The organism is Shewanella sp. HL-SH5 (genome assembly GCF_051163755.1).
GTDB classification, from domain to species: Bacteria; Pseudomonadota; Gammaproteobacteria; order Enterobacterales; family Shewanellaceae; genus Shewanella; species Shewanella glacialimarina.
In genome coordinates, this window is sequence record NZ_CP195038.1 from 673159 (window position 1) to 688583 (window position 15425).

General features: G+C 39.7%; 10 protein-coding genes and 2 pseudogenes. 5 read left to right on the forward strand and 7 right to left on the reverse strand.

Translation table 11 applies throughout. The features are described 5' to 3' along the window. Window positions 1–132: 132 nt before the first annotated feature. Window positions 133–342 (forward strand): annotated as a pseudogene (locus tag ACRWQM_RS02820) (IS4 family transposase); the annotation flags it as partial. A 137-nt stretch (window positions 343–479) separates the two neighbouring features. Here the strand turns inward: ACRWQM_RS02820 and ACRWQM_RS02825 are convergent. The 3 genes from ACRWQM_RS02825 to ACRWQM_RS02835 form a co-directional block, all read right to left on the reverse strand. Further along, on the reverse strand, window positions 480–2270 hold the full coding sequence (locus ACRWQM_RS02825) for an anti-phage dCTP deaminase (protein ID WP_434931203.1): 1791 nt from the start codon (window positions 2268–2270) through the stop codon (window positions 480–482). A 161-nt stretch (window positions 2271–2431) separates the two neighbouring features. Then, window positions 2432–3349, reverse strand: coding sequence for a nuclease-related domain-containing protein (locus ACRWQM_RS02830; RefSeq protein WP_434931204.1), 918 nt, complete (start codon window positions 3347–3349; stop codon window positions 2432–2434). Continuing rightward, a complete protein-coding gene (locus tag ACRWQM_RS02835; protein WP_434931205.1) occupies window positions 3321–3527 on the reverse strand; it encodes a hypothetical protein in 207 nt (68 codons plus the stop codon). The genes ACRWQM_RS02830 and ACRWQM_RS02835 overlap by 29 nt, the downstream gene beginning before the upstream one ends. Window positions 3528–3832: 305 nt before the next feature. Between ACRWQM_RS02835 and ACRWQM_RS02840 the strand changes: the two genes are divergently transcribed. Next, entirely contained in the window at window positions 3833–4768 is a 936-nt protein-coding gene (locus ACRWQM_RS02840) for an AraC family transcriptional regulator (RefSeq protein ID WP_434931206.1), read from the forward strand. A gap of 303 nt (window positions 4769–5071) precedes the next feature. Here ACRWQM_RS02840 and ACRWQM_RS02845 read toward each other — a convergent pair whose 3' ends face one another. After that, complete coding sequence (locus ACRWQM_RS02845; RefSeq protein ID WP_434931207.1) at window positions 5072–6652, reverse strand: isocitrate lyase; 1581 nt, start codon at window positions 6650–6652, stop codon at window positions 5072–5074. Window positions 6653–6761: 109 nt separating this feature from the next. On the opposite strand from ACRWQM_RS02845, the gene ACRWQM_RS02850 reads away from it, so the two are divergent. Continuing rightward, window positions 6762–7712 (forward strand): LysR family transcriptional regulator, encoded by a 951-nt coding sequence (locus ACRWQM_RS02850; protein ID WP_434927106.1) that lies wholly within the window; start codon window positions 6762–6764, stop codon window positions 7710–7712. A gap of 269 nt (window positions 7713–7981) precedes the next feature. Next, complete coding sequence (locus ACRWQM_RS02855) at window positions 7982–10183, forward strand: malate synthase G (RefSeq protein ID WP_434931208.1); 2202 nt, start codon at window positions 7982–7984, stop codon at window positions 10181–10183. Between the two features lie 178 nt (window positions 10184–10361). Here ACRWQM_RS02855 and ACRWQM_RS02860 read toward each other — a convergent pair whose 3' ends face one another. From ACRWQM_RS02860 to ACRWQM_RS02870, 3 genes and pseudogenes are all read right to left on the reverse strand, one after another. Further along, the gene (locus ACRWQM_RS02860) at window positions 10362–12269 is read right to left on the reverse strand and encodes a methyl-accepting chemotaxis protein (RefSeq protein WP_434931209.1); all 1908 of its coding nucleotides are present in this window, start codon (window positions 12267–12269) and stop codon (window positions 10362–10364) included. 339 nt (window positions 12270–12608) lie between these two features. Next, window positions 12609–13154, reverse strand: a pseudogene (locus tag ACRWQM_RS02865) (catalase-peroxidase); the annotation flags it as partial. Window positions 13155–13205: 51 nt separating this feature from the next. Beyond that, a complete protein-coding gene (locus tag ACRWQM_RS02870) occupies window positions 13206–14504 on the reverse strand; it encodes a diguanylate cyclase (protein ID WP_434931210.1) in 1299 nt (432 codons plus the stop codon). A gap of 387 nt (window positions 14505–14891) precedes the next feature. On the opposite strand from ACRWQM_RS02870, the gene ACRWQM_RS02875 reads away from it, so the two are divergent. Beyond that, complete coding sequence (locus ACRWQM_RS02875; RefSeq protein ID WP_434927102.1) at window positions 14892–15317, forward strand: CBS domain-containing protein; 426 nt, start codon at window positions 14892–14894, stop codon at window positions 15315–15317. The last annotated feature ends 108 nt before the right edge of the window (window positions 15318–15425 follow it).

A 15425-nucleotide genomic window follows, 5' to 3' on the forward strand; every position in this document is an offset into this window, starting at 1 on the left:
GTTTTGTATGTCATTGCAAGGAGGTGGTGCGAGTTTCTGCTTTATAGTTCGAAAGGTATTAGTAGAACTGACCATTTTTTAGTGTGTCAGGCTAAGATAAGTGGGGATCCCTCAGACTCTGCCCCACTTATCCTGTTATACCTGTTAGGGTTGGCAGTTAAAGCGGCTGATAAGCATAGACAATACCAAGCGAATTCAATCAAGCACCGTAATGTTTTATCAAATCAATTTATAGGATTAAGAGCTTACAAAGATAAGTTTTTGAGGCTGCTGAAGTCTCACTGGCGAGCAGGAATTAAGACGCTACAATCGTTAATCAAGGATCCACAAGCATGCTATTAAATTCGTGGGGATCCCTCAGACTCTGACCCCATTTATAATGCACAAGTCAGCCCAAGAGCGCCAGTATCTCTTGGGCTTTTTGTTAGGATAAGTGGGGATCCCTCTGACCCTGACGAATCCCCAGGCATTGTCCCAATTTATTCGTTAGCTAAATAATTCAATTCATCTTTATATGGCATTAATGGTTCATATAATTGGTGATATGCCTTGCCTACAGCACCACGGAATTGAATTAATTTAGGTGGATTAGTACCAATTGAAATAATATGTTGAATAGCCAAACCAGGATACGGGTCTATAAATACAATTTCTTTAATCCCTAATTGATAAGCTTTTTTTGCACATAGTTCACACGGACTAGCTGTGGTAAATAACTTTCCACCTTCTATGCCCACACCACCATATTTAGCAAGTTGTAAAAACGCATTTTCTTCTGCATGTAATGATCTTGTATGTACTTGATTTTTTTCACCATCCACAGTGTTTTGAATAGACTTAAAGCAATAGGATAAATTGCGCCCACCTTTTCCTAAGTGAATTATTTTATGTAATTCTAATGTAGCTTGCTCTCTGAATTTTTCATTGTTACGCTCATATTCACTGTATGTCGTATCGCTGGAGAAGTTTTGTAAGTCCTCCAAAGAGCGTAAATTACAGGGTACTTGTCCCTTAGCAACATCATTCCAGCCAACAGATTTAATTGAATAATTGCTATCAGTTACTACAGCACCTACTTGCCTAGATATGCAACCAGAATTCATTTTTGCAGTAAATGCAATTTGCATAACACGTTCTAATGATGTTGGTGTTACTAGTCCAGGGTGCTTAATTAAGCTTAAATACCAGCCTAATTGGGCTTTTAAAACATTATGGTTTTGTGATTCATTTCTCGGATTAAATATATGTATATCCGATATTTCAATACATCTTTTTACATTTGATATTATCAATTCATCATATTTGTCATGCGATGAACTACTATTAATATTTTGATTGCACTCGCCACATTTATCTTCTGTTTTTAAAAGCTTGCCGGACTCTCTGAGGTCAATTTCAACAATTTGGTCAACAGTAAATTTATATTTGTCTTGTAGAAACTTTTTTCTATCATGTGTAGGTGCATTAATAGATACCAAATAGAAAGCTGCGTAACGGTCTTTAAAGTATTTAGCTTCATAAGGATTACGAATAGTATCTATAGCTACATAAGTTTTCTTACCTTCAGATTTATCTTTATAACGATAAAACTTTATTATCCTATTTATCATTCTTGGTAGTACAAACAAACCTTGAGGATCAAATGTCTCGTTTCTATAGTTTGATATTATTTTAGTTGTACGTCTAATTGAATCACCTGCACCTTGATAAATTTGAACGTAACTATTACCTAAATCAGTTTTTAAAACATCCTTTAGATTTAACGTAAATTCATTTACAATTCCGATCCACCGATTAATGTCTAGTTCTTTTAAGTTATGGTTTAAGGTGCTCGTACCATTTAAAAAATAGTCTATCTCTTTAGAAAGCGATTTAAATTCCGTTTGAATTTTTTCAAAATTCGATTTTTCAAGAACACTATCTATATGTACATGCAATTCATTTTTTATTACAGACTTTATAAATGATTTAAACTCATTTACATCAAGGTTTAGGATGCTAGCACTGATTAGTTCACTAACTTTTATTATTTTGAATGGTTCATTATGTTTTACAGCATAATTCCTTACAATACCGTAACGCTTAGTATCCATGCCGTTGAAATATTTTTCATTTTTATAGTTTACTTCATTTTCATAAGGTAGCTGTAATTCTTTGCTTAACAATTTTGATGTTGTTGTGCAACCTGAGCCAGTTCGCCCTGTTAAACCAATTAATATAAAATTACTTCGTTCACCTAATAGGTTTGAAATCAAATTTGTATTGTTCATATTTGTAACCTTTATCTTTATGTGATTTTAATATTTTACATCCACGTGTTGGCTCTTAACTTATAAAACCTAATATTATTTTTTTTGATAAATTCTATTCAACTCAAATATTACTTCAGTTTTATGATTCATATATTTAACCATTCTATAAGTAATTTAAATTAATCACTTTTCGGGATTATCTTACTCAAACACCGCTGCGCCACTTGATACACGATGGCATCGACCTGCTGTTGGCTGAGTGATTGAGTCCTGACAGAGGGTAAGGTTTTGACCAGCTGTTTGTGGTTGATGATCGGAAACGGTGGCCGTGTTTGGCTGGTTACATACCAGCCTGGGAAGACGAGTACTGGGCTGGAAAAGATTTGTTCTCCAGTCGCTTTAGTGAGCCATTGGCTGACCCATTTAGCCTGTCGAGTGGCTTGTTCGAGTGGCTTGGTTTCTACCCATGATGGAAAGTGTAAGCGACCATCTTTATAGAAAAGCTCGTAACCCTTACTGCCATTCTGATTGGGTTGAGTATGGTCTTTATGTCGCTTGTGGCGGCCTTTGGTTTCGATGGCGAATACGCCATTTTTACCTATGGCTAAGTGATCGATGTTAAAGCCGTCGGCTTGTATGTCGTGAAAGATCTGATAACCCAATGCTTGAAGGCCAATGAGCTCATTCGCTGTGGCGATTTCTGCGGTATGGCCTAAACGTAGCTTGGTGAGTTTTGAGAAGTTCTTCCATGTTTTATAACCGCAATAAGTTAATCCGATAATTGCAATAAAAGTGAAAGTATACGGGAAGGTGTTTTGGCTAATGTGTGATTCGATGCTTTCAACTGCAAATGGAAAACTGACAACCATTACAGCCATGGTTAAGCTTGAAACTAAGTCGAACTGTAGGTCTTGTATTTGATTCTGTAAGCTAAATGCAGGAATGCGTAACAGCTGTTCACGATCAACTGGCAGCTTTACCGTGTGGTCACGATATTTAAGCAGTAAGTGCATTATCAACACCATCAAAAACATGCCTGAAAGCAATATGATGATTGAAAATACGCTGTTAACTGCGCTGGTAGAAAAAGCTGTCATTATCTTCCTTGAACGAGATGTAAACTAAACGATTAAGATATTCAGTCTGAAATGCATCAAAAAGATCAAAGGGGAGGGCGTTAAGCGGTGAGCTGTGGCTTTGTGTAAACAATAGCGCGGTGGCTATGGTTTCATCCCTGATTTTGATTGCTTCACTATTTTGTCTTACTGACTGCATTCCTTGTGTATTCAGACAGTAACCGATTTTGTTTACTGCTATCAATCAATATTTACTGTTTATGTGATAATAAGTGCAAAAATGTCATTGCATAAGAATGACTTGTATTAATTTGTATCCTAATTGATGGTAGCAAATGAATGGCTGAATGTGTTGTGTTAATCGGTTAGCTTTATCTGCTGGGGAAAGTTGGCGTGTGTTGTGGCAGAATAAAACCCGTTAGTGCCTGTTATTTTACTGCCTGTTTTTTTAGTGCCTGTCTTTTAAATGCCTGCTTACTTAATGCTCGGGAACTCGTGAAGCCTATGAATAAAGAATACCAAATACGAATAGATCGGGTGCTTCAGTATATTGAGGCTAATTTGACCGACAGCATTTCGCTCACTGAAGTGGCGAAAGTGAGCTATTTTTCCCCTTATCATTTTCATCGTATTTTTTCTGCCATTATGGGCGAGACTGTAAATGATTACATTGGTCGGCGTAAGCTTGAAAGAGCTGCCAATATGTTGATTTTTAATACGGAATTGTCAATCACTCAGGTGGCGTTAGACTGTGGTTTTTCATCCAGTGCCAATTTTTCTAAGGCGGTAAAACTTTATTTTGGTTTTAGTCCGTCTGAAATTAGAAACCCAGACAAAGTAAAAGATAGCAAGATTGGAAAAATATACCGCAAGTATGGAAAAGTGTTTTGTCCTGCAGATTTGTATCCTAGTCGCATTACCAATGAGGTGATGAATAACGCCAATGTGAAGGATATAAATATGAAAGTGGAAGTAAAAGACTTTGTTAGCCAACGGGTGTGTATGTTGAGTTCGGCGCGAGGTTATCAACCTGAGTCGATTTTTGCCACTTGGGATAAGCTTATAGAGTGGGCGGCTAACAATGGCATTAAACACGATGAGCAACAACGTTTTGCGTTTGCCTATGACAACCCAACGGTGACGCCAGTAGATAAGTGCCGTTACGATGCTGCGATAGTGATAGGTGATAGCGTAGACGTTAATTCACCGTTTACGACAACTGAAATCCCCGAAGGCAAGTATGCAGTGGTGTATTTTAAAGGCGCACCTGAAGAGGCTATTCAAGCTCAGCTGAGTTTGTATTCTGATTGGTTGCCAAATAGCGGTTTTGAGCCTGATAATTTTCCGATGTTAGAGCATTATCTGAATGACGCCAGAGTGGATGGTTATGTTGAGATGGAAATTAGAGTTAAAGTTAAGGCTATGTTGTTTAAGCAGTAGTGGCAAAGTGGCGCTAAGGCTAACGTTGTCAAACACAATAGTATGGACATAGATGATTATTGCTGTTTGTATATTTGAAATACTGCTGCAAAGATCAAAGGGGAAAGGTGTTACCGCTACGATTTTACCTGAGCGTGACACATAAAAAGGCCTGCTTATTTAAGCAGGCCTTTTGGGTTTAGCTTTCGCTGTTGGCGATGTCCACTTCAAAAACATCGCTTAAGCTAGTCACTATTGTTGTAATGCACTATTACAAAATCAGTCTATAAAATCAGTCTACAACAGCAGTTTATAAAAGCGGTGTTAGAACTGGTTCATTGTGTTGTCTTTACCAGACGCTTTAAGTGCTTGGTCACCAGAGAAGTACTCTTTATGTGCATCACCCATATCTGAACCAGCCATGTTTTGATGTTTAACACAGGCGATACCTTGACGGATTTCCTTACGTTGAACATTGGCAACATAACCCAACATGCCTTGGTCACCGAAGTATTCTTTAGCCAAGTTGTCGGTAGACAGTGCTGCTGTATGGTAAGTCGGTAGTGTAATAAGGTGATGGAAAATACCTGCTTCACGTGCCGAGTCAGATTGGAAAGTACGAATTTTTTCATCAGCTTGGATAGCAAGCTCAGTGCTATCGTAATCAACACTCATTAATTGCGCGCGGTCGTAAGCTGATACGTCTTGTCCTGCTTTTTGCATCGCATCAAATACTTGCTGACGGAAGTTAAGCGTCCAGTTAAACGATGGCGAGTTGTTATACACAAGCTTAGCATTAGGAATAACTTTACGGATTTCGTTAACCATGCCACCGATTTGAGATACATGAGGCTTTTCAGTTTCAATCCACAATAAATCAGCGCCATTTTGCAGTGAAGTAATACAGTCAAGTACACAACGTTCTTCACCCGTACCAGCACGGAACTTAAATAAGCCATTTGGTAGACGAGCTGGTTTCACCAGTTTGCCACCTTGCTTGAATACCACGTCACCATTTTCAAGTTTTGCAGCATCAACCGCTTCAACTTCAAGGAAGCTATTGTATAAATCGCCTAAGTCGCCAGCTTCTTTGGTTACAGCAATTTTTTGCGTTAAACCTGCACCTAATGAATCGGTACGCGCAACAATCACGCCGTCATCGATACCAAGCTCTAAAAATGCATAACGAACCGCATTAATTTTTGCTAAAAATTCAACATGTGGCACGGTGACTTTACCGTCTTGGTGGCCACACTGTTTTACATCTGACACTTGGTTTTCTAATTGAATACAACAAGCACCCGCTTCAATCATCTGTTTTGCCATTAAGTAAGTGGCTTCTTCGTTACCAAAACCTGCATCAATGTCAGCAATAATAGGTACAACGTGGGTTTCGAAGTTTTCAATTTTGTGTTGAATCGCGGCTTTATCTGACTCTTTGGCGTTATCTAATTCGCGGAAAAGGCCACCTAGTTCACGAGCATCAGCTTGACGTAGGAAGGTGTATAGCTCTTTAATCAACGCAGCAACAGAGGTTTTTTCATGCATAGATTGGTCAGGTAATGGACCAAACTCACTGCGCAGTGCAGCTACCATCCAACCTGAAAGGTATAGGTAACGACGCTTGGTAGTTAAAAGATGTTTTTTAATCGAGATCATTTTTTGTTGGGCGATAAAACCATGCCAGCAACCTAATGACTGGGTGTACTGCGATGAGTCCTTATCGTAGTTGTCCATGTCTTCACGCATGATCTTGGCAGTGTACTTTGCGATGTCTAACCCAGTTTTAAAGCGATTTTGTAGGCGCATACGAGCGACTGACTCTGGGTTGATGGCATTCCATGCACTACCTTCCGAATTAATCAAGGTGGCAGCTTCATCGATATTATTTTTGTAGTGAGTCATGTGTTTATTCCTTAACAAATAGATTAGCGGCAATTGATTACGTTGATAATAATAGTTAGATTTGGTTAAATAAGCCTAATTTATACTTACTATTTTCGGTATTCACCATATGAATGTATCTCGTATCGACTTGAACCTCCTTGTTTATTTAGATGTTTTACTGCGTGAAAGAAATGTGACTAAAGCGGCAGACCAGCTTGGGATCAGCCAGCCTGCAATGAGTAACGGCCTAAAACGCTTACGAAACTTGTTTGATGATCCGTTACTTATTCGCACCAGTCAGGGCATGACACCCACCGAACGCGCAAATGAATTACAACCCATCATCAGTGAGTTGATTATTGGGCTGGAAAAAGCCGTCCAACCACGCGCCAAATTTGATCCACTGGAAAGTGATAAAGTCTTCCGTGTTATGGCAAGTGATTATGCTGAAGCGACGTTAATTCCGCCGCTAATTGCCAAGCTTCGTACTCAAGCGCCCAACATCATTTTAGATATCATGACCCCAAGTGATGTCAGTTTCCCTGATGTAGAACAAGGAAGAGTCGATATGGTGATAAACCGTTTTGACAGTATTCCGCAATCATTTCATCAAAAAGTATTATGGAGTGATGATTTTAGCTGTTTGATTAGTAAGAATAATCCTGTTTTAAAGAAGTTTTCTTTAGACAGTTATTTAAAGGCTAAGCATGTGTGGGTGAGTAAAACAGGGATGGGCGTTGGGGTAGGGATGAACCCTGATGATGTTCAGCGTTTAGGCTGGGTAGATGAAGCATTAACGCGAATTGGGGTTAAACGTCAGATCACCGTTTTTACTCGCCATTATCAAGCCGCCTGTTTGTTGGCTGAGCAACAGGATTTGATCGCAACCATACCAAGTAAGATGGCACGTCATCACAACAATAATGATCGGGTGAGCATTGTTCCGCCGCCTTTTATTATCCAACCCATTGCATTGACTATGGCTTGGAGCCCTTTGCTTCAGCATAATCCAGCTCATCAGTGGATGCGTCAACTTATCACTAAAACCGCAGAAGAGATAAATAGAGGCGATGTTTAATCTTACTGTTATTGTGATTTTTAGTTACGTATATGTTGTAAATTAACCAAAAAACCCCATTTCGCCATATCTTTGGTGAATAGTGGTGATAATGAGTATAAATTGGATAAATAAGATAACTTTGATATAGAGTAAAGAATTACTGCGTATGAACAGTAAGCTGTTAACAGTCGCATGATTTGGGCTAATAAGTTTGGGCTAATGATTTAGCGCCATGATTTAAGGCTAGGTTTACGGTCAACGCACAGGAATTAAGGTAGGGATATAAAATGACAGCACGTATTCAAGTAGGTGGATTACAAATAGCACAAGCATTGTGGCAACTGGTCGACAGTGATATTTGCCCAGGTACTGGCATTGACTCAGCAACCTTTTGGGCTAAATTTGAGGATATTATTAACGAGTTTTCTCCCGTTAATGTGAAGCTGTTAGAAAAAAGACAACAACTACAACAGCAAATTGATCAATGGCATATTGAAAACCCCACCAAAGATTTTGACCCTGCAGCATATAAAGCTTTTTTATCTGAAATAGGTTACCTGGTGCCTGAGGGTGAGGCTTTTCAAGTTCGCACTGAAAATGTCGACCATGAAATAGCAGCGCAAGCTGGACCACAACTTGTAGTGCCAGTTAAAAATGCGCGCTTTGCGCTTAACGCTGCCAATGCACGTTGGGGTAGCCTGTATGATGCACTATATGGTACTGACGCGATATCTGAAGAAGGTGGCGCGGAGCTTACTAAACAATACAACCCGGTACGCGGCAACAAAGTTATCGCTTTTGCCAAACAGCACTTAGATACCGCTTCGCCCTTAGCACAAGGCAGCCATGCCGATGTGACCCGTTATTACCTTGACGCGGGTGTGTTACGGGTGCAATTAACTGACGGCTCTACCACAACCTTAGCCCAGCCAGAAAAGTGTGTGGGTTACCAAGGTAGTGCTGATGCACCAAGTGCTATTTTGTTAGTTAATAATGGTTTGCATATCGAAATTCAAATTGACTCAAGCAGTGTAATTGGTGGCAGCGATCGCGCTGGCGTTAAAGACTTGCTGGTTGAAGCCGCTGTTACCACCATTATGGACTGTGAGGACTCTGTCGCCGCGGTTGATGCTGAAGACAAGGTTGAAATTTATCGCAATTGGTTAGGTTTGATGCAAGGTAATTTATCTGCTTCGCTGACTAAAAATGGCAAAGAGATCGTTAGAGAGCTCAATGACGATCGCGTCTATACCGCTGCTAATGCCAACCAGAGTGCCAACCAGAATGCAGATGTAACGACAGTCACTTTACCCGGCAGAAGTTTGCTATTTGTGCGTAATGTGGGTCACTTGATGACCATTGATGCTGTGCTGGATAAAAATGGTAACCAAGTGCCTGAAGGAATACTTGATGGCATGATCACTGTGCTTGCTGCTATGCATGACCTTAAAGGCAACAATAATGGTCGTAGTAATAGCCGCAAAGGTTCGGTGAATATTGTAAAACCTAAAATGCATGGCCCTGAAGAAGTGCAATTTACCTGTGACCTGTTTACTAAGATAGAAGATGCGCTCAAGCTTCCGCGTAATACTATTAAGGTCGGCATTATGGATGAAGAGCGCAGAACGACACTTAATTTGAAAGAGTGTATTAGGGCTGCGAAAGATCGCGTGGTGTTTATTAATACCGGCTTTCTTGACCGTACCGGTGATGAGTTGCATACCTCAATGCTAGCGGGCGCGTTTGTGCCTAAATCGGTAATGAAACAGCAAAAGTGGATCAGTGCTTACGAAGATTGGAATGTCGATATTGGGCTTGAATGTGGCTTACAAGGTCGCGCTCAAATCGGTAAAGGCATGTGGCCAATGCCAGATGAAATGGCAGCAATGCTTGAGCAAAAATCGGCTCATCCTAAAGCGGGTGCAAACACCGCATGGGTGCCGTCGCCAAATGGTGCCGTGCTGCATTCTACTCATTATCACCAAATTAATGTGGCAGAGGTTCAGCAAAAAATTAAGCAACGCCCACGTGCTAGCATTGACAGTTTGTTGACTATTCCTTTACTTGCTGAAGGGGTAACACTTACCAATGAGCAAATTGCTTTTGAACTAGAAAATAATGCCCAGGGTATTTTGGGCTATGTTGTACGCTGGATTGATCAAGGAGTAGGTTGTTCAAAAGTGCCAGATATTAATAATGTCGGCTTGATGGAAGACAGAGCAACCTTGCGCATTTCATCGCAATATTTAACCAATTGGCTTGAGCATGGCATATGCAGTGAAGAGCAAGTGATGGCGGCGTTGAAAAAAATGGCCGCTGTGGTGGATACGCAAAATGCAGGTGATCCGCTGTACACTAATATGGCACCTAACTTTGACGGCATCGCCTTTAAAGCGGCATGCGATCTGATTTTTAAAGGCAAATCTCAGCCTTCTGGTTACACAGAGCCTTTACTACATGCTTATCGCATTCTAGCTAAAGCAGGTTAATCTTTACTGTTAATCGTTGTTTTGGCGGTAACGCAATAAATAAGCCCTGATCTTATAAAGATTAGGGCTTTTTTGTGGTCGAATGTTTTTTAAGCTTCAAATTGGCAATAGTTATCAGTGATACCGTTTATCCGTTATGCATCATCAGCCTATCACTCCATTCAATTTCCCTTACTGATTAGAGTTTAAAGCGTTTTACCAAACCATCTAAAGCATTTGCCATTGACTTTAGTGCCTCGCTAGAGCCTTCAATACTGGCTGAAGCTTGGGCGCTGCTATCACTGCTGTCACTAATATTAATCACATGCTGATTGATCTCGTTGATCACCGCTGACTGCTCTTCAGTGGCGGCGGCAATCTGAATATTTAACTCTGAAATGTGTATCACATTGGCGGCGATTTCTTCAAGAGCTTGATGAGTTCTTTGCGACGCTTGAACGCCTAGTTTGGCCTGCTCGCGGCCCTGATGTACCGATGATACCGCTGCCTTAGCGCCATTTTGTAATTCAGAGATCATCTTATGAATTTCATCGGTAGAATCGCTGGTACGTTTAGCAAGATTGCGTACTTCATCGGCAACCACGGCAAAACCTCGACCTTGTTCACCTGCGCGAGCTGCTTCAATAGCGGCGTTTAACGCCAGTAAATTAGTTTGTTCTGAAATCGCTCTAATCACATCTAACACGCTTGAAATCGCATCACTTTTTTCGGCTAAGATCACAATATTAGTCGACACACTTTCCATGTTAGTGGCCATGTCATTAATAGTTGAGTTTGACTCTTCTACTACAATTTGCGCGCGCTGTGCTTTTTGAGTCGCTTCGGTGGTTGATTGTGCTGCAACAGAAGCATTGTTAGCGATTTCAGCAATGGTGCTGCCCATTTCGTTAATGGCTACCGACACTTGGTGGGCACCATCACGTTGAACCTCAGTGAGTTTTGTCGAGTGCAGCGCATCTTTATAGACTTGCTGCGATGCGCTATTAACATCAAAGGTAGTAGTAGCAAGCTCTTGAATGACATTGTGTAACTTATTGATAAAAGCATTGAAGCCTTGTGCTAAACGGCGCATTTCTTCGTTGCCATTTTCATTAAGTCGTTGCGTTAAATCCCCTTCGCCTTCACCCAGTTCTTTAAAGGTATCTGCCAGTTGATTTATCGGACGCACTAAGCTGTTACCCAAATAAATACTAATAAGTGTAAATAATGCGGCAATTATCACAAAGGTGATGATGATGTTACTACGCGATTCATCTAGTCCTGCATAAAGCTCTTCTAATGGCACTTGGGCAACTATGTACCAGTCTAAACTTGCAATGTAGCTTGATGCAATCAGCTCTTGACCAACCATAGCTGAGGCATAGTCACTTTTATTGACCAGTTGATTGCTATTAATAGAAGGATATAAATCGGCAATGGTTTGTTTAGTCTTGTAATCGATATTCGGATGCACCTTGATAACACCATTACCATCGACAAGATAAACAAAGCCAGATTGTTCTATTTGAAAGCTGTTGAGGTAATCCACCATTTCATCAAATGACTTAGATACCCCAGCAATGCCGAAGCCATTGGGTTGTTGGTAGTTTATGTAAATATCAGTGGACCCTTTGCTATCTTTATAGATACTGGTTGATTCTGTTTTACCACTGTCTTTAAAGTTAAAAAACCACTTATCATGATCTGGCTTGAGCACCCTTAAGAAACCATTTGTATTCCAATGCCTTTGCTGGTCGTAATCAGTAAATGAGGCATTGCTAAAACCATTATCACTTGCTGTTTGCTTCAAGTATTGGATGAGGTGTTTCTCACCTTCAACACTTGCGCCTTTCTCGAGCCACATTTTGATCATGCTATTTGAAGCAATTGATTGAGTCATTACTCTCATTTGGTTAATTTCACCATCAATAGAGTTACGAATACGTTGCAATAAGTTAGGCATGTCTGATTGCTCTAACCTTGTGGACAGTACATTTTTGGCACTAGTTTGTCCGACATAAGCCACTATGCTGGTTGATGCTATTACCGCCAGTAGCATGGCCGTGATTAATTTATTTCGAATGGATAATGTCGACAGAAAACTCATGAATATTGACTCCTACACACTGCAAACTGAAAGCGTGTTTGTGGTTTAGGTTGACCCAAATTTTAATTGTTTATTATATCGGCTTGATCGTTGCGATTATTAGTGATTATCGTATTGTTTTTTTAAATAAACAGTTATTTTTATGTAGCAAACATCTGGGTGGTTAAAATATAGGCTATTGATTCATTTGTGTTATTACAATGTTTTATATGTGTTACTTGTATGTTTTGCAAGTGTTAAGTTCGGTGGGTGCTTTGCTAAGTAGTTCTATGACGAGTGATTAAATGAAAAAAGTACTGCAACACATAGGTTGCCAACACTTTTTCAACAATGTGAAGCTTAACGATCTAGCGCTATCACTTTAATCCAAGCGGTAACAAAACCTTTAACAAACTTCTGTTTAGATGTGTTAAATGAATACACTTCAGCAATTGAGCGAGGCTCTGAATTAGACCCAAAGATTAAGACTGCTGAAGTTGCAGACCAAATTAGCTCGCCTGTGTTACGATCAAAACCTTGATATATCCCCTCAGCAGTCCACTGTTTCCACGCTGTTGATATGTTGAGTAAATTGACGAAAAGTTATTGTTTAACAAATCCAGTGTGCGGGTCAGTACGCCATGTTTTTGGCCTTGATAGTTTGCATCTAATACACGTAGTCCGCCGGCCAATATGGTTATTTCTGGCACAGATAGCGCCAGTTGGTCTGCTTTATCCACTAACATTTCAACCGGTGACTTGTAGCTTTGCTCACTGTCACAGTAGTTTTTAAAGCCATCTGATGTTAGCTCAAGTACATTAAATGAGTTTACGTCTGTCATGGCTTGTGTTGCTCACAATACCTGGATTAAGCGGCACTGTGACTGTATCGCCTGCATCTTTAGCGGTCAAAATAGGTAAAAGATAAGCAATTGTATATTGCTAATGACTGCTCGCTTAGTATGCTACTTTATTTCTACCCGTCGCTTTAGCTTTGTAAAGTGCTTCATCAGCACTTGCAAGCAAGCTGTTGAGTGAGTTAGGTAAGCTGTCATTACTGGCTGCTATTCCTACACTAATGGTGATGTTGAATTGATGTTTATCTAAGCTAATCTCCATAGCTTCAACTTTTTCGCGTAGATTTTCGCCAATTACAAGTGCTTGTTTAAGATTAGTTTTCGGTAATATTATGATAAATTCTTCGCCACCATAACGCCCGATAATGTTACTTTCATCAAGTATATTGGTACATAAAGCAGCAAATTTTTGCAAAACATGGTCGCCAGCAAGATGGCCTAAACTGTCATTGACGTTTTTAAATAAATCGAGATCTATGATTAACAATGAGAATGAATGATTTTCTTGTCGGCAACTGAGTAATGCCTGCTTACCCAAAAGAATGCACTGACGTCGATTTAATAAGCCTGTTAACATATCCGTTGATGCTAACTCTAATAGTTCTTCTTCGTACATTTTTCGTTCTGTTAGGTCAAGTCCAATCCCTTGATAACCGAGTGGCTGGCCGTCATCTGAAAGAATTAATCTATCGGTCCATTGAAACCATTTTCTGTTTCCAACACTGTCAGTACCACTGTGCTCATGGGCCATAATTGGGTTTTCAGCTGTAATACTGGCTAGGTGATTTTTAGCCCTGTCGATATTTTCAGCATCCATAACATCATAGATACTCATACCTATAATATCATCCGCTTTTGCGCCAAAATAACTGCATACTGCCGCATTGGCTAGGGTGACTATACCTTCTGTGGTGTAGCGATATATCAAGGCTGGCATATCATCTACAACTGCACGGTAAAAGGCTTGTTCATTTTTTAGATCTTTTTCAATTTGCTGTTTTGATTTAGCAACAACAATAAATATCAGCATTTCAAGTAGGTTGCTGTGATGATCAAATACAGGTGAATAACGCAAAGATAATGTCATATCAATTTGGTTATTGATTAAGTTTAACTGTGATGTTTGATCTGACTGGGTTTGATCAGCTTGTAACCAGGGTGAGCATTGTGGCGAGGTTTGAAGCGGGCCTATGATATCAAGCCATTGTTTTCCACATAGGTGACTTTCGCCAAGTAGTTGTTTGATTGGTTTTACTGGTAAGAATAAGAGCAATAACGCTTCAATTACATCATCAATGGCGATGATAGCAAAATTTCTATCAAGTCTTATTACACCCGTTTGTGGTGTTTCAATTAATTTATTGATGTTAATTTGCTTGTTTTGTGGTGGTGTTGCCATGATTAACCTTACAAGAGTTGCAATGCAATGAAGCAAGCATAAACTTTTTGTGTTAGATGAAATTGCAACTACTTTACAAATAGCGTGTGCAAATGTGACCTGCCATGATGAACATAATCATGCCACTTTATATGTCTGAAAGTGTATTGGTTCTATTTGTTAAACACAACCGACTAATTCCTTCGTGTTACTCTATTCTTTGAACATCTAAGATGCTTTTGATCAGTTTATTGTTGTCTGATTATTTAGATGGCTATGATGAGGTTAATTTTTAGCAGCTTTTTTTCTTTAATTAGTTATTTTTTAAATACTATGACAGCGCTTTCTCTCGCTATTGAGTATTATTTTGACTAATCTTTAAGCATAAATCGGTAAAGGAGTAATACCATGAAAGTATGCGATATCATGACCCCAAATCCTGTTTGTATTTCGGATGAGGCTAGCCTTAAAGATGCCCATGAGCTGATGCAAAGTCGTAATGTTCGCCATCTGCCAGTGATTTCTGAAACGAATGGTCAATGTATAGGGGTGCTGACACACAGAAGGATGATTGCCAGTGTCTTAACCATGCTTAATAAATATGGCCAAGGGGCGTTAGATAGAAAAGAGCGCTATACCCCGATTGCAGATGTAATGGAAAATCATCCAGAAAAGTTAGGCCTAGATGAACCGCTAACAGTGGTAGTGCAATATTTTATTGATAACAAGTTAGGCTGCTTACCTGTGGTTGATAATCAAAACAAGGTGCTAGGTATTGTTACCTCGTCGGATTTTGTTAAATTGTGCCAGCGGCTATTGTTGACGCAAAAGTAAGTTAACTATTTTTTATTTGTTTGATTTATTAAAGAAGCCCGAAGTTTTCACTTCGGGCTTCTTGTTTAATACTGAACTGTTTGTTTAAAACTAAGCTTCAGGTTTAAC

What these genes read in the sequence shown, in the direction of transcription:
- ACRWQM_RS02825 (WP_434931203.1), bottom strand. Translation starts at nt 2,270, where the DNA reads ATGAACAATACAAATTTGATTTCAAACCTATTAGGTGAACGAAGTAAT.
- ACRWQM_RS02835 (WP_434931205.1), bottom strand. Translation starts at nt 3,527, where the DNA reads ATGCAGTCAGTAAGACAAAATAGTGAAGCAATCAAAATCAGGGATGAA.
- ACRWQM_RS02860 (WP_434931209.1), bottom strand. Translation starts at nt 12,269, where the DNA reads ATGAGTTTTCTGTCGACATTATCCATTCGAAATAAATTAATCACGGCC.
- ACRWQM_RS02845 (WP_434931207.1), bottom strand. Translation starts at nt 6,652, where the DNA reads ATGACTCACTACAAAAATAATATCGATGAAGCTGCCACCTTGATTAAT.
- ACRWQM_RS02840 (WP_434931206.1), top strand. Translation starts at nt 3,833, where the DNA reads ATGAATAAAGAATACCAAATACGAATAGATCGGGTGCTTCAGTATATT.
- ACRWQM_RS02830 (WP_434931204.1), bottom strand. Translation starts at nt 3,349, where the DNA reads ATGACAGCTTTTTCTACCAGCGCAGTTAACAGCGTATTTTCAATCATC.
- ACRWQM_RS02875 (WP_434927102.1), top strand. Translation starts at nt 14,892, where the DNA reads ATGAAAGTATGCGATATCATGACCCCAAATCCTGTTTGTATTTCGGAT.
- ACRWQM_RS02850 (WP_434927106.1), top strand. Translation starts at nt 6,762, where the DNA reads ATGAATGTATCTCGTATCGACTTGAACCTCCTTGTTTATTTAGATGTT.
- ACRWQM_RS02870 (WP_434931210.1), bottom strand. Translation starts at nt 14,504, where the DNA reads ATGGCAACACCACCACAAAACAAGCAAATTAACATCAATAAATTAATT.
- ACRWQM_RS02855 (WP_434931208.1), top strand. Translation starts at nt 7,982, where the DNA reads ATGACAGCACGTATTCAAGTAGGTGGATTACAAATAGCACAAGCATTG.